The organism is Burkholderia sp. RF4-BP95 (assembly GCF_001521985.1).
Lineage (GTDB): Bacteria > Pseudomonadota > Gammaproteobacteria > Burkholderiales > Burkholderiaceae > Burkholderia > Burkholderia diffusa.
The window spans coordinates 138806-157850 of sequence record NZ_LOSX01000080.1; the positions used below are offsets into that span (position 1 = coordinate 138806).

The window sequence follows — 19045 nt, forward strand, 5'->3', positions numbered from 1 at the left end:
GTGCCGCGCGCGGCAATCATGCGCGCGCGGCATTCGCTATGTCGTTCGTCGTTCAGGCGGCCAGCACTTCCTTCGCCGCCTTCTTCGCGCCGATCTCGCCCAGCGCGCGCTTGTATTCGTGCGGGAACACCTTCACGAACTGGCGGCGCGCCGCGTCCCAGTTTTCCAGCAGCGACTTCGCGCGCGGCGAACCCGTGAACTGGAAATGACGCTCGACGAGCCCCTTGAGCAACGCTTCGTCCGTCGTGCCCTCATGCCAGAGCGCGCGGTCGACCGTGCGCTCCTGCTCGGCCTGCTGCAGCACCGGCTCGAGCGCGACCATCGACTTGTTGCACTTCGCCGCGAACGTGCCTTCCGGATCGTAGATGTACGCGAGACCGCCCGACATGCCGGCCGCGAAGTTGCGCCCGGTTTCGCCGAGCACGACGACCGTGCCGCCCGTCATGTATTCGCAACCGTGGTCGCCCGTGCCTTCGACGACCGCCGTCGCGCCCGAGTTACGCACGCAGAAGCGCTCGCCCGCGACGCCGCGGAAGAACGATTCGCCTTCGATCGCGCCGTACATCACCGTGTTGCCGCAGATGATGTTTTCCTCGGACTTGCCGCGGAAGTCGTTGGTCGGACGGATGATGATCCGGCCGCCCGACAGGCCCTTGCCGACGTAGTCGTTGCCGTCGCCGACGAGGTCGAGCGTCACGCCCTTCGCGAGGAACGCGCCGAAACTCTGGCCGGCCGTGCCCTTCAGCTGGATGTGCACCGCGTCGTCGGCCAGGCCGTCGTGGCCGTGCTTCTTCGCGATCACGCCCGACAGCATCGCGCCGACCGTGCGGTTCACGTTGCGCACCGGCTGGATGAACGACACGTGCTCGCCGTTCTCGATCGCGGCCTTCGCCTTTTCGATCAGCACGTGGTCGAGCGCGCGCTCGAGGCCGTGATCCTGCACGTCGACGTGACGCGGCGCGACGTCCTCGCATTCTTCCGGCTGGTAGAACACGCGCGAGAAGTCGAGGCCCTTCGCCTTCCAGTGCTCGATGCCCTTGCGGGTGTCGAGCAGGTCGGCGCGGCCGATCAGGTCGTCGAACTTCGCGATGCCGAACTGCGCCATGATCTCGCGCACTTCCTCTGCGACGAAGAAGAAGTAGTTCACGACGTGCTCGGGCTGGCCCTTGAACTTCGCACGCAGCACCGGATCCTGCGTCGCGACGCCGACCGGGCACGTGTTCAGGTGGCACTTGCGCATCATGATGCAGCCCTCGACGACGAGCGGCGCCGTCGCGAAGCCGAATTCGTCCGCGCCGAGCAGCGCGCCGATCACGACGTCGCGGCCCGTCTTCATCTGGCCGTCGGCCTGCACGCGGATGCGGCCGCGCAGGCGGTTCAGCACCAGCGTCTGCTGCGTTTCGGCGAGGCCGAGTTCCCACGGCGTGCCCGCATGCTTGACCGACGACAGCGGCGATGCGCCCGTCCCGCCGTCATGGCCGGCGATCACGACGTGGTCGGCCTTCGCCTTCGCGACACCGGCCGCGACCGTGCCGACGCCGACTTCCGACACCAGCTTCACCGAGATGCTCGAGCTCGGGTTCACGTTCTTCAGGTCGTGGATCAGCTGCGCCAGATCCTCGATCGAGTAGATGTCGTGGTGCGGCGGCGGCGAGATCAGGCCGACGCCCGGCACCGAGTAACGCAGCTTGCCGATGTATTCCGACACCTTGTGGCCCGGCAACTGGCCGCCTTCGCCCGGCTTCGCGCCCTGCGCCATCTTGATCTGGATCTGGTCGGCCGATGCCAGGTATTCGGCGGTGACGCCGAAGCGGCCCGACGCGACCTGCTTGATCTTCGAGCGCAGCGAATCGCCGTCCTTCAGCGGAATGTCGCTGACGATCTCGTCGCCGATCACCGACTTCAGCGTCTCGCCCGACTTGATCGGAATGCCGCGCAGTTCGTTGCGGTAGCGCTTCTCGTCCTCGCCGCCTTCGCCGGTGTTCGACTTGCCGCCGATCCGGTTCATCGCGATCGCGAGCGTCGCGTGCGCTTCGGTGCTGATCGAACCGAGCGACATCGCGCCCGTCGCAAAGCGCTTGACGATGTCCTTCGCCGGCTCGACGTCGTCGATCGGGATCGCCTTGGTCGGCTCGACCTTGAACTCGAACAGGCCGCGGAACGTCATGTGACGCTTGGTCTGGTCGTTGATCAGGTGCGCGTATTCCTTGTACGTCTGGTACGAGTTGCTGCGCGTCGCGTGCTGGAGCTTCGCGATCGAGTCCGGCGTCCACATGTGATCTTCGCCGCGCACGCGGTACGCGTACTCGCCGCCCGCGTCGAGCATGTCGCGCAGGACCGGGTTGTCGCCGAACGCATCGCGGTGCAGGCGGATCGCCTCTTCCGCGACTTCGAACAGGCCGATGCCGCCGACCTTCGAGGCCGTGCCCTTGAAGTACTTCTCGACGAGGTCGCTCGACAGGCCGAGCGCTTCGAAGATCTGCGCGCCCGTGTACGACATGTACGTCGAGATGCCCATCTTCGACATCACCTTCTGCAGGCCCTTGCCGACCGCCTTCGTGAAGTTGTAGACGGCCTTCTCCGGCGACAGGTCGCCCGGCAGGCCTTCCGCCATCTTCGCGAGCGTTTCCATCGCGAGGTACGGGTGCACGGCTTCCGCGCCATAGCCCGCGAGCAGCGCGAAGTGGTGCGTCTCACGCGCCGAGCCCGTCTCGACGACGAGGCCCGTGCTCGTGCGCAGCCCTTGCTGGACGAGGTGCGTGTGGATCGCCGACGTGGCGAGCAGCGCCGGAATCGCGACGTGCTCGGCGTCCGTCTTGCGGTCCGACACGATCAGCATGTTGTAGCCCGACTTGACCGCGTCGACGGCTTCCGCGCACAGCGACGCGAGGCGTGCCTCGATGCCTTCCTTGCCCCATGCGACCGGATAGCAGATGTTCAGTTCGTATGCGCTGAACTTGCCGCCCGTGTACTGGTCGATCGCGCGGATCTTCGCGATGTCCTTGAAGTCGAGCACCGGCTGCGACACTTCGAGACGCATCGGCGGGTTGATGTTGTTCGTGTCGAGCAGGTTCGGCTTCGGGCCGATGAACGACACGAGCGACATGACCATGTTCTCGCGGATCGGATCGATCGGCGGGTTCGTGACCTGCGCGAACAGCTGCTTGAAGTAGTGATAGAGCGTCTTGTTCTTGTTCGACATCACCGCGAGCGGCGAGTCGTTGCCCATCGAGCCGACGGCTTCCTCGCCCTGCTGCGCCATCGGCGCCATCAGGAACTTCAGGTCTTCCTGCGTGTAGCCGAACGCCTGCTGGCGATCGAGCAGCGCCGCGCCCTGCGTGCGACCGGCCGCGACGTCCTCGGCCTTCGGCTCGATCTCGTCGAGCTTGATGCGCACGGCGTCGATCCAGCTCTTGTACGGCTTCGCGTTCGCGAGGTTGTCCTTGAGTTCCTTGTCGTCGATGATGCGACCGTGTTCCATGTCGATCAGGAACATCTTGCCCGGCTGCAGACGCCACTTCTTGACGATCTTCGATTCGGGGATCGGCAGCGTGCCGGCTTCCGACGCCATGATCACGAGGTCGTCGTCGGTCACGATGTAGCGCGCCGGGCGCAGGCCGTTGCGGTCGAGCGTCGCGCCGATCTGGCGGCCGTCCGTGAACGCGATCGCGGCGGGGCCGTCCCACGGCTCCATCATCGCGGCGTGGTATTCGTAGAACGCGCGGCGGTTCTCATCCATCAGCGTGTGCTGTTCCCAGGCTTCCGGGATCATCATCATCACCGCGTGCACGAGCGGGTAGCCGGCCATCACCAGCAGTTCGAGACAGTTGTCGAACGACGCGGTGTCCGACTGGCCCGGGTAGATCAGCGGCCACAGCTTCGGCAGGTCGTCCGCGAGCACGTGCGACGCGATCGCGCCGGTACGCGCGTTCAGCCAGTTCACGTTGCCCTTCACGGTGTTGATCTCGCCGTTGTGCGCGATCATCCGGTACGGGTGAGCCAGCTCCCATGCCGGGAACGTGTTGGTCGAGAAGCGCTGGTGCACGAGCGCGAGCGCCGACACGACGCGCCCGTCCTGCAGGTCGCGGTAGTACACGCCGACCTGGCCCGCCAGCAGCAGCCCCTTGTAGACGATCGTGCGCGCCGACATCGACGGCACGAAGTATTCCTTGCCGTGCTTGAGCTTCAGCGCCTGGATGCGGTGGCTCGCCGTCTTGCGGATCACGTACAGCTTCCGCTCGAGCGCGTCCGTCACCATGATGTCCTTGCCGCGCCCGATGAAGATCTGGCGGATCAGCGGCTCGCTCGCCTTCACTGTCGGCGAGATCGGCATCGCATGGTCGACCGGCACGTCGCGCCAGCCGAGCACGACCTGACCTTCTGCCCGCACCGTCCGCTCGAGCTCCTGCTCGCACGCGAGACGCGACGCGTTTTCCTTCGGCAGGAAGATCATCCCGACCCCGTATTCGCCGGCCGGCGGCAGCGTCACGCCCTGCTTCGACATTTCCTCGCGATAGAACGCGTCCGGAATCTGGATCAGGATGCCGGCGCCGTCGCCCATCAGCGGATCGGCACCGACCGCGCCGCGGTGATCGAGGTTCTCCAGGATCTTCAGACCCTGCTGAATGATCTCGTGGCTCTTCTTGCCCTTGATGTGAGCGACGAAGCCGACGCCGCAGGCGTCGTGTTCGTTTTGCGGGTCGTACAGACCTTGTGCGGCGGGCACCGCGGCGAGCGGCTGCTGGTGGTCGTTCATGGGGACACCGTCGTAAAGGGGCCGCGAGGGCCGTTGAACCATTTTTTTGTTGCCGTCGATCCCGCTCCCGACGGGAGACGGCACGGCCGACAGTGGTTGGGCGAGCTTCACCCGGGCCACCGGAATTCGGAATATACGCGACGAATCAAAGGAATAGCAACAAAAACCGCTTGATCGAACCCCAATTAAACGCATGCTCTGATCTGGTGCTGTTTTATTGGGGCCGCATCGTTTTGGTGCAAAAAGAAGCGGCGCCCGCGGCGCCGCCTCGTGATCCGCCTTTCCCGCGTTACTGCTGGATCGGCGGGGTATTTTCACGCACCTTTCTGGGGCGTCCGCGCGGCAGCGGCGACACGCGGCGGTTCGCGGTGCGCGCCGCCCACTCGCGGTAGTTCTCGCCGCCGAGCACCCAGCCCTTCAGCGTCGCCTGCTGGAGCTGGTCGGCCTGCCGCTCGTCGAGCGGCTGCTCGCAAAGCTCCTTGTACGCACGCTGACGATCGAATGGCGTGTTGCCGAGTGCCCAGTAGAGCGGATGGTCGGTGATCAGGCTGTCGACGGTGAGCCCGACGTGGTGCCGATAGCTCGACCAGCGATAGGCGTCGGCCGTCGCGACCAGCTGCGAGCGCACCGGGCTCATCTCGACCACGCGGCTCGCGAGCAGGAAATAGCGCTCGCCTTCGATCACGGTCGCGCGATAGCGGCCTTCCCACAAGGTGCCGCGACGCGAATAACGTCGGTTGAAATGCGCGACGTAGCGGCGACCGACCGCCTGCATTGCCTTCGGCAGGCTTGCCTCGTCGCTCGGCGTCACGAGGAGCTGCACCTGACGCGGAAGCAGCACGTAGGCATGCACCGAAAGGTGATGATCGCGTGCCGCGGCCTTCAGACAATCGATGAAGAGTTCGTAGTCCTGGTCGTCGACGAACGCGGGTTGCTGATCCAGGCCGCGCAGTATCACGTGCTGCGGCTGGTCGGGAACGTAGAGTCGTGCTAACCGTGCCATGCTGAATGTCCGTTTGAACGCGTTAGGAAATACCCGAAGGTCCGAAATTGCGCACCTGCGTAGAATGCCAATCCCGGCGGGGCGCGGAAGCGTACGGTCGTACTAATCCTAGGGTGAAAACTCTAACTTACGAGCTTGTTTGGTTTTAAACGCAGTCGTCATAATGAGCACGCCTTAGATCGGAGGAGACACAATGAAACGAAAACTGGCCATTACGGGGGCTGCAGCGCTCGCATTCACGTTTGCGAGCGGTGCGGCACAAGCACAATCCGCAGGTGATTTCTACGTCAGCACCGGCTGGTTCCACCTGTCGCCGCAGGACAGCAGCGATCCGCTGTTCCTGTACCGCGTCGGCGGCACGCCCATCAACCAATCGATTCCCAACACCGGCGCAGGCATCAACGACGCCGATACGCTCGGGCTCGCCGCCGGCTACTTCGTCACCGACCACATCTCCACCGAGCTCGTCATGGGGATACCGCCGAAGTTCGACATTACCGGCAAGGGTCAGTTCGAAAAGTTCGGCGTACTCGGCCGTGCGTACCAGTGGAGCCCCGCCGTCCTGCTTCGCTATCACTTCAACGACGCCAACGCGAAGTTCCGTCCGTATCTCGGCGTCGGCGCGACGTATGTCTGGTTCACCGGCGCAAAGATCACGAACAGCAGCTTCGAGAACGGCGTGCTCGGCGGCCCGACCAGCGCCACGACCAGCAACCAGTGGGCGCCCGTGCTCAACGCCGGCTTCACGTACAACTTCACGAAGCACTGGTTCGGGGGCCTGTCGATCTCGTACATCCCGGTCAGCGTGACCGCGACCTTCACGACCGCCCGCCGGACGCCGGTCGGCACCCTGACCGAAACGTCGAAAGCGAAGATCTCGCTCAACCCGATCGTCACGTACCTGAACGTCGGCTACCGCTTCTAAGCGTAGTCGAATATTTGGGGAATGGTTAATCCTGCTGCAATTTGTAGCGGATTTTTCGTGACGTAACGTCTCCTCGACGCAAAACGCCCCGACGGAAATCCCGCCGGGGCGTCGTTTTTTTGTCTCAGGGTTTTCCCGCATCCATCATCGCGCGGGACCGCTCGCTACGTGATGTCGTCCAGTGCCTCGGGGCCGATCAGGTCGATGCGGTCCGTGCAGACCGCATCGACGCCCCAGCGCACGAGTTCGCGCGCCCGGGCGAGGTCGTTGACCGTGTAGACCAGGATGCGCAGCCCGGCCGCCTTGATCGCGCGCACGAGCGGTTCGTCGAGCGTCTTGTGGTTCGCATGCAACGATACGCAGCCGAGCGCGCCGACGACCTGCGCGTGCCAGTCGTCCGGCACCGCCTCGTACAGCATCCCGCGCGGCAGCGCCGGTGCGCTTGCGCGCGCCTGTTGCAGCGCGTCGAACGAGAACGACGACAGCAGCGGCGGCACGGCGGCGCCGTGCCAGTACGCGGCCGCATCGGCCGCCACCCGCTGCCCGGTGTCGCGCTCGCGGCCCGGGCACGGCTTGATCTCGACGTTCGCCGCCAGCCCGTGCGCGATGCAGCGCGCCGCCGCCGCCTCGAGCGTCGGCATCCGCTCGCCCGCGAAACGCGCGTCGAACCAGGCGCCGGCGTCGAGCGCGGCCAGCGCCGCGTAGCGCATGCCCGCTGCCGGCCCGCTGCCGTTCGACGTGCGGTCGACCGTGTCGTCGTGCAGCAGGAAGCTCACGTCGTCGGCGGACAGCTTCGCGTCGAACTCGACCATCCGGTGACCGCGTCGCGCGCCTTCGTCGAACGCGGCGAGCGTGTTCTCCGGCGCGAGCGTGCCGCCGCCGCGATGGGCGACGACGCGCGGATAAGGCCAGTCGGAACGGAAAGTCATCGTGCGCCTCTCAGCGGGTGCGTCAGGGTCAGCCGGCACGCTTGCCGGTCTCGGGATCGAAGAAGTGCAGCCGATGCGCGGGCAGCGCGGCGGCCAGCGCCGTGCCGCGCGCGGGACGATCCGCGTGCGGCAGGCGCACCGCGACGTCGTGGTTGCCCCAGCGTCCGTGCGCGAGGTTGTCCGCGCCGAGCAGCTCGCACGAGTCGACCGGCAGCGTCGCCTGCGCGACACCCGGCTGCGGCGTCATGTGCTCCGGCCGCACGCCGAGCACCCAGTCGCGCCCCGTGGCGATCGCGGTGCCGATGCCGGGCGCGCAGGCAACCGGCAGCGCCGGGCCGCCGCCCGCGACCGTGAAGGTCGCGCCATCCTCGGACAGCCGGCCGTGCATCAGGTTCATCGCCGGCGAGCCGATGAAGCCCGCGACGAACACCGTCGCCGGCTTCTCGTACACGTCGACCGGCGCGCCGATCTGCTCCGCATAGCCGCGGTTCATCACGATCACGCGCTGCGCGAGCGTCATCGCCTCGATCTGGTCGTGCGTCACGTACACGCTCGTCGTCGCGAGCCGCGCATGCAGCCGCTGGATCTCCAGCCGCATCTGCACGCGCAGCTTCGCGTCGAGGTTCGACAGCGGCTCGTCGAACAGGAACACCGACGGCTCGCGCACGATCGCGCGCCCCATCGCGACGCGCTGCCGCTGGCCGCCCGACAGCTCGCGCGGCCGCCGCGCGAGCAGCGGCTCGAGTTCGAGGATCTTCGCGGCCGCGGCCACCCGCGCGTCGATCGTCGCGCGCTCGATGCCGCGGATCTTCAGCCCGTAGCCCATGTTCTGCGCGACCGTCATGTGCGGATACAGCGCGTAATTCTGGAACACCATCGCGATGTCGCGATCCTTCGGCTCCAGCGCGTTGACCACGCGCTCGCCGATCGCGATCTCGCCGTCCGTCACCGTCTCGAGCCCCGCGATCATCCGCAGCAGCGTCGACTTGCCGCAGCCCGACGGGCCGACCAGCACGATGAATTCGCCGTCGGCGATCTCCACGTCGATGCCGTGCAGCACGTGCTGCTTGCCGTCGTAGGATTTCCTGACACCCTTCAAGCTCAGCGCAGCCATACCTGGTCCTTCTCCCGGTTACCGTCCGTGGTTCATTTCTCGGAATCGACGAGGCCGCGCACGAACCAGCGCTGCATCGCCAGCACGACGACGAGCGGCGGAATCATCGCCAGCAGCGTCGCCGCCATTACGTATTGCCACTCGGTCGCGGCGTCGCCGCTCGCGATCATCGTCTTGATGCCCACCACCGCCGTCGACAGCGACGCCTCCGTCGTGATCAGGATCGGCCACAGATACTGGTTCCAGCCGTAGATGAACGTGATCACGAACAGCGACGCGATGCTCGTCTTCGACAGCGGCAGCACCACGTCCCAGAAAAAGCGCAGCGGCCCCGCGCCGTCGATGCGCGCGGCGTCCATCAGCTCGTCGGGCAGCGTCATGAAGAACTGGCGGAACAGGAACGTCGCGGTCGCCGACGCGATCAGCGGCAGCGAAAGCCCCGCGTACGTGTTCGTCAAGTGCAGCGTCGACACGACCTGCACGGTCGGGAAGATCCGCACCTCGACCGGCAGCATCAGCGTGATGAAGATCAGCCAGAACGCGGTGTTGCGAAACGGAAAGCGGAAATAGACGATCGCGTACGCGGACAGGATCGACACCGCGATCTTGCCGACCGCGATCCCGAGCGCCATCACGAAGCTGTTGACGAGCAGCCGGCCGAACGGTGCCGTCGTGCCGCCGCTGCCGTGCCCCCAGATGTAAGCGATGTTCTCCAGCAGGTGCGTGCTCGGCACCAGCGACAGCGGGATCGTGAACACTTCCTGCGCGTTCATCGTCGCCGCGCAGAACGCGACGTACACCGGGAACACGATCAGCACGACGCCCGCGATCAACACCGCGTGGCAGAACAGGTCGAAGCCCTTGCGATTTTCGATCATGCGTATTGCACCCTGCGTTCGACGAAGCGGAACTGGATCACCGTCAGGCCGACGACGATGATCATCAGCACGACCGACTGCGCGCCCGAACTGCCGATGTCGAGGCCCTGGAAACCCTCCGTGAAGATCTTGTAGATCAGCGTTTTCGTGCTTTGGGCGGGGCCGCCGGCGGTGGCCGCGTCGATCACCGGGAACGTGTCGAAGAACGCGTAGACGAGATTCACGACCAGCAGGAAGAAGCTCGTCGGCGACAGCAGCGGCAGCACGATGTTGAAGAAGCGCCGCACCGGGCCGGCGCCGTCGATCGCCGCCGCCTCGATCAGCGAGCGCGGGATCGCCTGCAGCCCCGCGTAGAAGAACAGGAAGTTGTAGCTCACCTGCTTCCACACCGACGCGAGCACGACGAGGAACATCGCCTGGTCGCCGTTCAGCGCGTGATTCCACACGATGCCGCCCTTCGCGAGCGCATAGGTGACGAGCCCGATGCTCGGGTTGAACAGGAACGCCCACAGCACGGCCGCGATCGTCGGCGCGACCGCGTACGGCCAGATCAGCAGCGTGCGGTACACGCGCGCGCCGCGGATCACGCGGTCGGCGCACGCGGCGAGCAGCAGCGACACGACGAGCCCGCTGACCGTGACGAGCGAGCTGAACACCAGCGTCGTGCGGAACGAGTCGAGGTACAGCGGATCGGCGAACAGGTGCGTGAAGTTCGCGAAGCCGACGAATTCACTCGACGTGCCGAATGCATCCTGCATCTGCGTCGACTGCCACAGCGCGACGCCGGCCGGCCACAGGAAGAATACGGCGGTGATCGCGAGCTGCGGCGCGATGAGCAGGTACGGCAGCAGGCTCGCGCCGAAACGGGAACGGGATTGCATCGCGGGCATCCGGTCAGGCGAAACGGGAAAGGAACCGCGCCGCCGGCCGCCCGCTCGCATATGCGATGCGGCGGCCGGCGGCACGAGCGCGATGCGGGATCAGCCGCCCGACTTCTCGAAGCGGCGCAGCAGCTCGTCGCCGCGCGAGGCCGCCGAATCGAGCGCGTCCTTCGGCGACTTCTTCTGCGCCCAGACCTGCTCCAGTTCCTCGTCGACGACCGTGCGAATCTGCGGCATGTTGCCGAGACGCAGCCCCTTCGTATAAGGTAGCGGCGGCTTGTTCATCATCTGCTTGATCGCGGTTTCCGCGCTCGGGTTCTTCGCATAGAAGCCCTGCTGGCGCGTGAGGTCGTACGCGGCCGTCGTGACCGGCAGGTAGCCCGTTTCCTGGTGCCACTTCGCGGCGATCGGCGGCGAGGCCAGGAACGCGAGGAATTTCGCGACGCCCTTGTAGGTCGCCGGATCCTTGCCGGCCAGCACCCACAGGCTCGCGCCGCCGATGATCGCGTTCTGCGGCGCGCCCTTCACGTTCGCGTCGTACGGCATCATGCCGGTGCCGTAGCTGAACTTCGCGAACTTCTGCACGTTCGCGAGCGCGCCCGACGACGTCGTCAGGATCCCGCAGTCGCCGCTGTAGAACTTCGCGGACGCTTCGTCCTTGCGGCCCGCATACGTGAACGTGCCGTCCTTCTGCATCTGCTGCAGGAACGCGATGTGCGCGATCTGCTGCGGCTTGTTGAATTCGAGCGCCGCATCGGTGCCGTCGAAGCCGTTGTTGCGGCTCGCGAACGGCAGCGCATGCCACGCGCTGTAGTTCTCGAGCTGGATCCAGCCTTGCCAGCCGGTCGTGAAGCCGCACGTCATCCCGGACTTGCGCAGCTTCTCCGCGGCGGCCTGCACGTCGGCCCACGTCTTCGGCGGCTGGTTCGGATCGAGCCCGGCCTTCTTGAACGCATCCTTGTTGTAGTACAGCACCGGCGTCGAGCTGTTGAACGGCATCGACATGAGATGGCCCGTCTTCGCATCGCTGTAGTAGCTCGCGATGGTCGGCACGAACGCCTTTTCGTCGAGCGGCACGCCGGCCTGCTTGAACACGTCGTACACCGGCACGACGGCCTTCTTCGCCTGCATCATCGTCGCGGTGCCGACTTCGTAGACCTGGAGGATCGCCGGCGCGTTGCCGCTGCGATAGGCGGCGATGCCCGCCGCGAGTGCCTGGTCGTAAGTGCCCTTGAAGACCGGCACGATCTTGTAGTCGCTCTGCGATGCGTTGAACTGCGTGGCGAGTTCATTCACGCGCTCGCCCAGCGCCGACTCCATCGCATGCCAGAACTGGATCTCCGTCACGGCGAACGCCGCATGCTGCACACCGAACATCAACGCGCCGCCCAGCGCGATCGAGCGAATCATGGTCCCCGCGGGCTTCTTCTTCATCGACCTCTCTCCTATGAAAACGTTACCAACAGCGTGTGCAACATTCCCGTCGCCATTGAACCGGCGAAGTCTAGTGATCGTTTGTGACAGTCAGTTGTCGTTGACGACGAACAGGCGCTGATATTCCTTCAGCGCAAAGCGGTCGGTCATGCCGGCGATGTAGTGCGCGACGAGGCGCGGCTGGTGCGCGTCGTCGTCCGACTGGTACGGCGGCGGCAGCAGGCGCGGATCGTCGATGAACGCGTCGAACAGCCCGGTGACGACGCGCTGCGCCTTGTTCGCCATGCGCATCACCTTGTAGTGGCGATACAGGTTCTTGAACAGGAAACGCTTGAGGGCGGCCGCCTGCGCGGCGATCGCCTCGCTGTGCGCGACGAGCTGCGGCGCGGCGCGCACGTCGTCGAGCGACGCGGGCGCGACGCGCGCGAGATTGCGCGTGGTCTCGTCGATCAGGTCGACGATCAGCGTGTTGATGATGCGGCGCACCGTCTCGTGGACGAGGCGGCGGCCTTCCAGATGCGGGAATTCGGCGAGCGCGGCGTCGTAGTGGCGTTGCCACAGCTCGACTTCGGCGAGTTGCTCGATCGTGATCAGGCCGGAGCGCAGGCCGTCGTCGACGTCGTGGTTGTTGTACGCGATTTCGTCCGCGATGTTCGCGAGCTGCGCTTCCAGCGACGGCTGGCGGCCTTGCAGAAAGCGCTCGCCGAGCGCGCCGAGCTTGCGCGCGTTCTCGCGCGAGCAGTGCTTGAGGATGCCTTCGCGCGTCTCGAAGCACAGGTTCAGGCCGTTGAACGCGCCGTAATGCTCCTCGAGTTCATCGACCACGGCCAGGCTCTGCAGGTTGTGCTCGAAGCCGCCGTGCTCGCGCATGCACGCGTTCAGCGCATCCTGCCCGGCATGGCCGAACGGCGTATGACCGAGATCGTGCGCGAGCGAGATCGCTTCGACGAGATCCTCGTTGAGCCGCAGGTTGCGCGCGACCGAACGCGCGATCTGCGCGACTTCGAGGCTGTGCGTGAGGCGGGTACGAAACAGGTCGCCTTCGTGATTGACGAAGACCTGCGTCTTGTATTCGAGCCGGCGGAACGCGGTGGAATGAACGATGCGGTCGCGGTCGCGCTGGAATTCGGTGCGCGCCGCCGGCGGTGTTTCGTGATGGCGGCGGCCGCGCGACTGCGACGCATGGGCGGCATACGGAGCGAGATGGGCTTCCAGCGCCGCCAGCGTCGGCGGCTCGGCCAGCGCCGCGACGGATGCGCGGCCGGCTTTGGACGGTTTGCTGCTGGATGTCTCGCTCACGTCTCCTCCATGTCAGGGGCGCCGGGGCATCCGGGGCGCCGTTACCGGGTCGTCTGCGCCAGCGTGGCGAACACGGCTTCGTCGGGCGCCTGGGTGATCAGCGTATCGCCGAATCGCTTCAGCAGGATGAACTTGATCGCACCGGCTTCGGCCTTCTTGTCGACGCGCATCAGGTCCATATAGCGCGCATCGCCGAGCGCCGGCCCGCGGACCGGCAGGTGCGCGGCGGCGATCACCGCATCGAGCCGCTGCCGCGACGCTTCGTCGAGGAGGCCGAGCCGCACCGACAGGTCGCCCGCCATCACCATCCCGCAGCCGACCGCTTCGCCGTGCAGCCACTCGCCGTACCCGAGCCCGGCCTCGATCGCATGGCCGAACGTATGGCCGAAATTCAGGATCGCGCGCAGCCCGCCTTCGCGTTCGTCGGCCGCGACCACGCTCGCCTTGATCTCGCACGAGCGCTTCACCGCATGCGCGAGCGCGGCGGGCTCGCGGCGGTTCAGCGCATCGACGTTCGCCTCGATCCAGTCGAAGAATGCCGCATCGGCGATCGCGCCCGTCTTGATGACCTCGGCCACGCCGGCCGCCAGCTCGCGATCGGGCAGCGTGGTCAGCGCGCCGATATCGGCGATCACGGCCTGCGGCTGGTAGAACGCGCCGATCATGTTCTTGCCGAGCGGGTGGTTGATGCCCGTCTTGCCGCCGACCGACGAATCGACCTGCGACAGCAGCGTCGTCGGCACCTGGATGAACGGCACGCCGCGCATATAGCACGCGGCGGCGAAGCCGGTCATGTCGCCGATCACGCCGCCGCCGAGTGCGACGAGCGTCGTCTTGCGGTCGGCGCGCTCGGTCAGCAGGCCGTCGAAGATCAGGTTCAGCGTTTCCCAGTTCTTGTAGGCTTCACCGTCCGGCAGCACGACCGTCGAGACGCGCTTGCCGAGCGGCGCGAGCGCCGCGCGCAGCGCGTCGCCGTAGAGCGGATCGACCGTCGTGTTCGTGACGATCGTGACCGACGAACCGGTGATGTGAGGGGCGAACAGCTCGGTGCGGCCGATCAGGCCGGCACCAATGTGAATCGGGTAGGCGCGGTCGCCCAGATCGACGTTGACGGTAATCATGCTTGTAGCGGCTTGGCGACGACGCCTGCCAGTTCGAGTTGCATCAGCACCATGTTGACGAGGCCGTTGACCGACGGACGGCCGGTCTCGATGATGAAGTCCGCGCATTCGCGGTACAGCGGGTCGCGGACTTCGTAGAGCGCTTCGAGACGCGCCTTCGGATCGTCGGTCTGCAACAGCGGGCGGTTCTTGTCCTTGCGCGTGCGCAGCCACAGATCGTGCGGATTGGCGCGCAGATAGATGACGATGCCGTTGGCTTTCAGGCAATCGCGATTTTCGGGGCGCAGCACCGCGCCGCCGCCCGTCGCGAGCACGATGTTCTCGCGCTGCGTCAGATCGGCGATCACCTGCGATTCGCGATCGCGAAACCCGGCCTCGCCCTCCATCTCGAAGATCACCGGAATGCGCGCACCCGTGCGGGCCTCGATTTCGTGGTCGGAGTCGAAGAACGTCCTGTCGAGCCGGCGCGCGACCGCACGGCCCACGGTGGTCTTACCCGCTCCCATAAGGCCGACGAAAAATACGTTTGCGTGTGGGTCCCGCGCTTGCAACGGCTTCCTCTGCTTGAATCTTGCTGGTGTGTGGCGCAGCTTACTGGCAAAGCGGCTGCCTTGTCGAGCCTGCGCCACCGGCTTCCGGCCCCGTTTTTCCCGCATCCGCGTCGCCCGCGCCGGCCGTTTCGCAACGCGCGCCGACGACCGTCGGCGTGATGAAGACGACCAGTTCGTTGCGCTGGTCGCGCCGCGCGCGGTGTCGGAAAAGCGCGCCCAGAACCGGTATTTTGCCCAAGAGCGGCACCCGCGTCACATCGTCCCGGTTCAACTGCTCGTAAATCCCGCCGATGGCGACCGTTCCGCCGTCCTCGACCTCGACGCGCGTCTGGACGTGCTTCGTATGAATCGCCGGGCCGGCCGCCGTCGGCTCGCCGATGCTGTCCTTCGTCACGTCCAGGTCGAGCACGACGCGCCCGTCGGGCGTGATCTGCGGCTCGACCTCGAGCTTCAGCGTCGCGCGGCGGAACTGCACGCCGCTCACGCCGTTGCCGACTTTCGCCTGGTACGGCAGCTCCGAGCCCTGTTCGACGATTGCCTTCACGCGGTCGGCCGTCACCACGCGCGGGCTCGAAACGATCTGGCCCCGGCCCTGCGCCTCGAGCGCGCTCAATTCGACGTCGAGCACGCGGCTGAGCGGCGCGGCGAACAATGTGAAGCCGGCCGTCGCCGCCTCGAAGCCGCCGAGCGGTCGCGCGGCCAGGTCGAGCGCGTTGCGAGTGTCCGTCACGGTCGCCGCCCCGTCTGCAGCGGGAGCCCGCCCCTGGGCGCGCAGCGCGACGCGCGCGCCGAGGTTGCGCGAGAACCCCTGCTCGCCCTCGACGATGCGCGCCTCGATCCGGACCTGTCGGGACGGCCGGTCGATCGCGTCGATCAGGCCCGCGATCTGCTCGATGCGCGGCGCCAGATCGGTGACGAACAACAAGTTCATGCGCGGATCGGCCGCCGCGGCGCCGCGCTTCGACAGCAGGCGCTGGCCGGTCGCCCCGGCCAGCAACCGCTGCACGTCCTGCGCACGCGGGTAATGCAGCACGAAGGTTCGGCTCGCGAGCGGCTCCAGCTCGGCCGCGCGTGCGTGCGTTTCGAAGCGCTCGCGCTCCCGCGCGGCGACTTCGGCCGCCGGCGTGACCCAGATCACGTTGCCGCGCCGGGACATCGCCAGCCCGTGCGTGTCGAGCAACGTATCGAACGCATCGCGCCAGCGGACATTGTTCAGACGTAATGTCACCGTGCCGCGCACCTGCTCGCCGACGACGATGTTCAGCCCGGTGAATCGCGCGAGCGCGTCGAATGCGGCCGCGAGGCCGGCGCCCTGCAGATTCAGCGAGATTCGCCGCGCGTCGTCCGCATCGCCGGGGTGCCGCGCCGCGGCGTCGCTCATGCGCGTCGGCGGAGGCAATGGAATCGGCGGCCCTTCCAGCTGGGGCGCGGGTGCCGGAGTGTTCGCCTGAAGCGCTGCGCGCGCCGCCTGGTCGAACGGCAGTGGACCATCGTGCGCGGGCGCGTTACCGCTCACGCCGTCCAGGCCGTCGGGCACGCCCTGCGGCAGCGGCGTGTCCTCGGCATACGCCCGTATCGCCCCGATCGGCCAGCCGGCCGGCGGCAAAGGCGATCGCGCCGCGTCCACGGCGGCCACGCTCGATCCAGCCCAGAATGCGATCACCCACCATCCGTACTTCGTCATGAGTGGCCTCCGTCGTCCACGACGAGCCGGCGTGCGCCATCGGCCGTCGCGACCGTCACGGCACCGGTATCGACGCTCACCACACGCGATACCCCGAACGCCTCGCCCGGCGCAACGGTCGCGAATGCGCCATCGCCGGCGTCGAACAGCGCAAGCCCGGTGCGTCCGTCGCGAATGGTGCCGGCCAGGCGCGGCGTCATATCGTCAGCCACCGTCGGCGAACCGGCTCCGCCGAATGGATCGTCGCTCCGCGCGCCGGCAAGCACCGCCTTCGCGCCGTCCGGAACCCGGGCTCCCGACAGCGCCGGAAACACGTCGATCGTCATGTCCACCCGCGACGCGGGCGGTTTGCTCTCGATATGCAGCCCGGACGGCACCACCAGCACCGGGAAACTCGCCAGCCCGCCCATCAGGCGCAGCAGCGCCGGAAAACCGCCTTCCGCGACGATCCGCACCGTGCGCCGGCCATCCGGCGCCGCATCGTCAGTGTGCCGCGGTTCGATCGACACAACCCGCAGTCCGCTTCCTCGGACCACGTCGGCCAGCTCCAGCATCAACGCGGGCCACCCCGGCGCAGGCGGCGAGCTGGCGTCGCGCGCGGCAGCCGGGCCCATATCGCGCCGCGGCGCGGCGGCCGCGAGCAGCCGTTGTGCGTCGGCGGCCCGTATCTGCGCCGTTGCCAGCAATGCACGGCTGCGTGCGAGTCCGCTTCCATCGACGGCATTCATCAGATAAACGCCCACCCCCATCACGAACGCGAATGCGAGCGCACAACCAACGGCGTGCACGGCGGCCGGCGACATTCGCGTCACGCGGCCGAGCCACTCGGCGCCGTCAGGCATGGACTGATGCATGATCGCCGTCATGCGCCGCCTCCCGTCGTCGTCTGTCGCGGCGGCGCGTCGTGCCAGCGCACCTGCACGGAGAAACGGAACGGCACGGCCGAACCCGCGACCGGCTTGGCCGAAGCCGGTGTCAGCGCACCGATGTCGAAGCGCCAGTCGCGCTGCTCGGCCGCGATGCGTGCGAGCCATCGCGCGGCCGTCCGGTAACTCGTCGCGCGCGCGTCGAGCTCGGCACCGGACGATGTCGTACGCAATGCGTCGAGCCGAACCGTGTCGTCGCGCACCTGCGCCAGCGTCGCCAGCAGTCCGGCAACGCGCCGATACGGCGCGGCAAGCACGGCCGCTCGCGCATCGCGTTGCGCGACATCGGCTGCCGCGCCGGCGGTGCGCCGTGCGGCATCGACCTGCGGCTGCAATTGCCGCAGCCGCGCCTCCACTCGCGTGCGCTCGGCATCCACGCGCCATCGCCACGCTGTCGCCACCCCTGTCCAGAGACCGGCCCCGAGTGCGCCGAGCACGATCGCCGCCCCGCATTGCGCGGCACGGCGGCGCCGCAGCGCCTGCGCCAGCCGCTCACGGTACGGCAGCAAATTGAAGCCCCCGAGCGCGGCATGGCCGGCGGCAGCCCGCCCGAACCCCATATCGACGATCATTCCCACACCCCGCGCAGCGCCAGCCCGACCGCGAGGGCAAACGCCGGACCGCCCGGCGCGCCGGCGGGTACGCCCGGCAGACCGTCCCATCCGGTGCAGTCGAACGGCACCACGGCCGCCCCGAGCGCATCGCCGATATCGGCGGCCGACGTGCCGCAGCGGGCGATGCAGCGCTCGTCGCCGGCCACGAGCACGCAGCGCACTGGCTCGAACTCGCACTGGCGCAATGCGTCCGGCAACGCCGCACGCACGTCGCCGGACAGCGCGAGCACCGGTGCGGCGATCGCGCCGTCAATCCGCCAGCCGCGCACGCCCGTGTCGTTGAACCAGAATGCGGCATACGGGCCGTGCGCGTCGGGCTCGAACTGCGCGGCATAGCGCAACGCGCGCAGCGCGGCAGCCGACTCGCCGTCGACGGCCGTCAGATCGATGCCGGCCTGCGCGGCCACGTCGATCCGCCGCTCGAGCAATGCCTGCGGCGCCACGGCGACCGCAATCTCGCCCCGGCACGCGTCGTCGTCCTGCCGCCAGTCGAACGCGAGGTCGTCAGGTGCCAGCCCCGAAATCCGTTCGGCCGCCTGCCGGGCGGCGTCCGCGATGTCGTCGCGCCCGGCCAGATCGAGCGTCGCGGTCTGCATCTCGTCATCGCGCAGCGCCATCACGCCGCGCGCGTCGCAGCGCACGCCCGCCGCCGACAGCCGCGACACCGCCGCCGCCAACGCACGTGCGACCGCAGCCCAGCGCGCGTCCTCCGGCCCGCCCGCCAGTCCGACCGGCTCCCGCTCGAGTCCTTCGACCCGCACGTCCGCAGCCCGGCCGCGCCGGCTCAGCACGGCCACCCTCACCTCGTCCGCCCCGACGTCGATGCCCGTCGAGCGGTGCCTGCCCGGCGCGAACCGCGCCGCCCATCGTCCTGCCATCCCAGCCTCCCGCGATCGTTGCGGCCCACGCCGCGTTTCCGAGGCCTGATTC

Annotated in this window: 15 protein-coding genes; 1 reads left to right on the top strand and 14 read right to left on the bottom strand. The window is 67.5% G+C overall.

The annotated features are described in order from the left end of the window. Positions 1-52: 52 nt before the first annotated feature. Entirely contained in the window at positions 53-4756 is a 4704-nt protein-coding gene (locus WS46_RS27455) for a glutamate synthase-related protein (RefSeq protein ID WP_059692375.1), read from the bottom strand. A 289-nt stretch (positions 4757-5045) separates the two neighbouring features. Then, positions 5046-5759 (bottom strand): transposase, encoded by a 714-nt coding sequence (locus tag WS46_RS27460; protein ID WP_059467849.1) that lies wholly within the window; start codon positions 5757-5759, stop codon positions 5046-5048. 193 nt (positions 5760-5952) lie between these two features. Here WS46_RS27460 and WS46_RS27465 point away from each other — a divergent pair, with 193 nt between their 5' ends. Next, a complete protein-coding gene (locus tag WS46_RS27465; protein WP_059692376.1) occupies positions 5953-6684 on the top strand; it encodes an OmpW family protein in 732 nt (243 codons plus the stop codon). A gap of 164 nt (positions 6685-6848) precedes the next feature. On the opposite strand, the gene ugpQ is transcribed toward WS46_RS27465, so the two are convergent. The 12 genes from ugpQ to WS46_RS27525 form a co-directional block, all read right to left on the bottom strand. Next, positions 6849-7613 (bottom strand): glycerophosphodiester phosphodiesterase, encoded by a 765-nt coding sequence (gene ugpQ, locus WS46_RS27470; RefSeq protein WP_059692377.1) that lies wholly within the window; start codon positions 7611-7613, stop codon positions 6849-6851. Positions 7614-7641: 28 nt separating this feature from the next. Then, positions 7642-8727 (bottom strand): sn-glycerol-3-phosphate import ATP-binding protein UgpC, encoded by a 1086-nt coding sequence (locus WS46_RS27475; protein ID WP_059692378.1) that lies wholly within the window; start codon positions 8725-8727, stop codon positions 7642-7644. Positions 8728-8759: 32 nt separating this feature from the next. After that, the gene (gene ugpE / locus WS46_RS27480) at positions 8760-9605 is read right to left on the bottom strand and encodes a sn-glycerol-3-phosphate ABC transporter permease UgpE (protein WP_059535604.1); all 846 of its coding nucleotides are present in this window, start codon (positions 9603-9605) and stop codon (positions 8760-8762) included. After that, complete coding sequence (gene ugpA, locus WS46_RS27485; RefSeq protein WP_059692395.1) at positions 9602-10486, bottom strand: sn-glycerol-3-phosphate ABC transporter permease UgpA; 885 nt, start codon at positions 10484-10486, stop codon at positions 9602-9604. The genes ugpE and ugpA overlap by 4 nt, the downstream gene beginning before the upstream one ends. 99 nt (positions 10487-10585) lie before the next feature. Next, positions 10586-11920, bottom strand: coding sequence for a sn-glycerol-3-phosphate ABC transporter substrate-binding protein UgpB (gene ugpB / locus WS46_RS27490; RefSeq protein WP_059692379.1), 1335 nt, complete (start codon positions 11918-11920; stop codon positions 10586-10588). 90 nt (positions 11921-12010) lie between these two features. Further along, positions 12011-13219, bottom strand: coding sequence for a deoxyguanosinetriphosphate triphosphohydrolase (locus WS46_RS27495; protein WP_059692380.1), 1209 nt, complete (start codon positions 13217-13219; stop codon positions 12011-12013). A 41-nt stretch (positions 13220-13260) separates the two neighbouring features. Further along, positions 13261-14340 carry a 3-dehydroquinate synthase gene (aroB, locus tag WS46_RS27500; protein ID WP_059692381.1) on the bottom strand — a complete coding sequence of 360 codons (1080 nt, stop codon included), beginning with the start codon at positions 14338-14340 and terminating at the stop codon, positions 13261-13263. Beyond that, positions 14337-14891 (bottom strand): shikimate kinase AroK, encoded by a 555-nt coding sequence (gene aroK / locus WS46_RS27505; protein WP_059535597.1) that lies wholly within the window; start codon positions 14889-14891, stop codon positions 14337-14339. Before aroK ends, aroB begins: the two co-directional genes overlap by 4 nt. A gap of 40 nt (positions 14892-14931) precedes the next feature. Further along, positions 14932-16575 (bottom strand): type IV pilus secretin PilQ, encoded by a 1644-nt coding sequence (locus WS46_RS27510; RefSeq protein WP_059692382.1) that lies wholly within the window; start codon positions 16573-16575, stop codon positions 14932-14934. After that, positions 16572-17441, bottom strand: a complete 870-nt coding sequence (locus tag WS46_RS27515; protein ID WP_059692383.1) for a hypothetical protein — start codon at positions 17439-17441, stop codon at positions 16572-16574. The genes WS46_RS27510 and WS46_RS27515 overlap by 4 nt, the downstream gene beginning before the upstream one ends. Continuing rightward, a complete protein-coding gene (locus WS46_RS27520) occupies positions 17438-18073 on the bottom strand; it encodes a fimbrial protein (protein ID WP_179949189.1) in 636 nt (211 codons plus the stop codon). The genes WS46_RS27515 and WS46_RS27520 overlap by 4 nt, the downstream gene beginning before the upstream one ends. Then, positions 18070-18993, bottom strand: coding sequence for a hypothetical protein (locus tag WS46_RS27525; RefSeq protein WP_059692385.1), 924 nt, complete (start codon positions 18991-18993; stop codon positions 18070-18072). The genes WS46_RS27520 and WS46_RS27525 overlap by 4 nt, the downstream gene beginning before the upstream one ends. Positions 18994-19045 lie beyond the last annotated feature (52 nt).

What these genes read in the sequence shown, in the direction of transcription:
- WS46_RS27510 (WP_059692382.1), bottom strand. Translation starts at nt 16,575, where the DNA reads ATGACGAAGTACGGATGGTGGGTGATCGCATTCTGGGCTGGATCGAGC.
- WS46_RS27475 (WP_059692378.1), bottom strand. Translation starts at nt 8,727, where the DNA reads ATGGCTGCGCTGAGCTTGAAGGGTGTCAGGAAATCCTACGACGGCAAG.
- WS46_RS27465 (WP_059692376.1), top strand. Translation starts at nt 5,953, where the DNA reads ATGAAACGAAAACTGGCCATTACGGGGGCTGCAGCGCTCGCATTCACG.
- WS46_RS27525 (WP_059692385.1), bottom strand. Translation starts at nt 18,993, where the DNA reads ATGGCAGGACGATGGGCGGCGCGGTTCGCGCCGGGCAGGCACCGCTCG.
- ugpB (WP_059692379.1), bottom strand. Translation starts at nt 11,920, where the DNA reads ATGAAGAAGAAGCCCGCGGGGACCATGATTCGCTCGATCGCGCTGGGC.
- WS46_RS27455 (WP_059692375.1), bottom strand. Translation starts at nt 4,756, where the DNA reads ATGAACGACCACCAGCAGCCGCTCGCCGCGGTGCCCGCCGCACAAGGT.
- ugpE (WP_059535604.1), bottom strand. Translation starts at nt 9,605, where the DNA reads ATGATCGAAAATCGCAAGGGCTTCGACCTGTTCTGCCACGCGGTGTTG.
- WS46_RS27515 (WP_059692383.1), bottom strand. Translation starts at nt 17,441, where the DNA reads ATGACGGCGATCATGCATCAGTCCATGCCTGACGGCGCCGAGTGGCTC.
- WS46_RS27460 (WP_059467849.1), bottom strand. Translation starts at nt 5,759, where the DNA reads ATGGCACGGTTAGCACGACTCTACGTTCCCGACCAGCCGCAGCACGTG.
- ugpQ (WP_059692377.1), bottom strand. Translation starts at nt 7,613, where the DNA reads ATGACTTTCCGTTCCGACTGGCCTTATCCGCGCGTCGTCGCCCATCGC.
- aroB (WP_059692381.1), bottom strand. Translation starts at nt 14,340, where the DNA reads ATGATTACCGTCAACGTCGATCTGGGCGACCGCGCCTACCCGATTCAC.
- WS46_RS27520 (WP_179949189.1), bottom strand. Translation starts at nt 18,073, where the DNA reads ATGATCGTCGATATGGGGTTCGGGCGGGCTGCCGCCGGCCATGCCGCG.
- ugpA (WP_059692395.1), bottom strand. Translation starts at nt 10,486, where the DNA reads ATGCAATCCCGTTCCCGTTTCGGCGCGAGCCTGCTGCCGTACCTGCTC.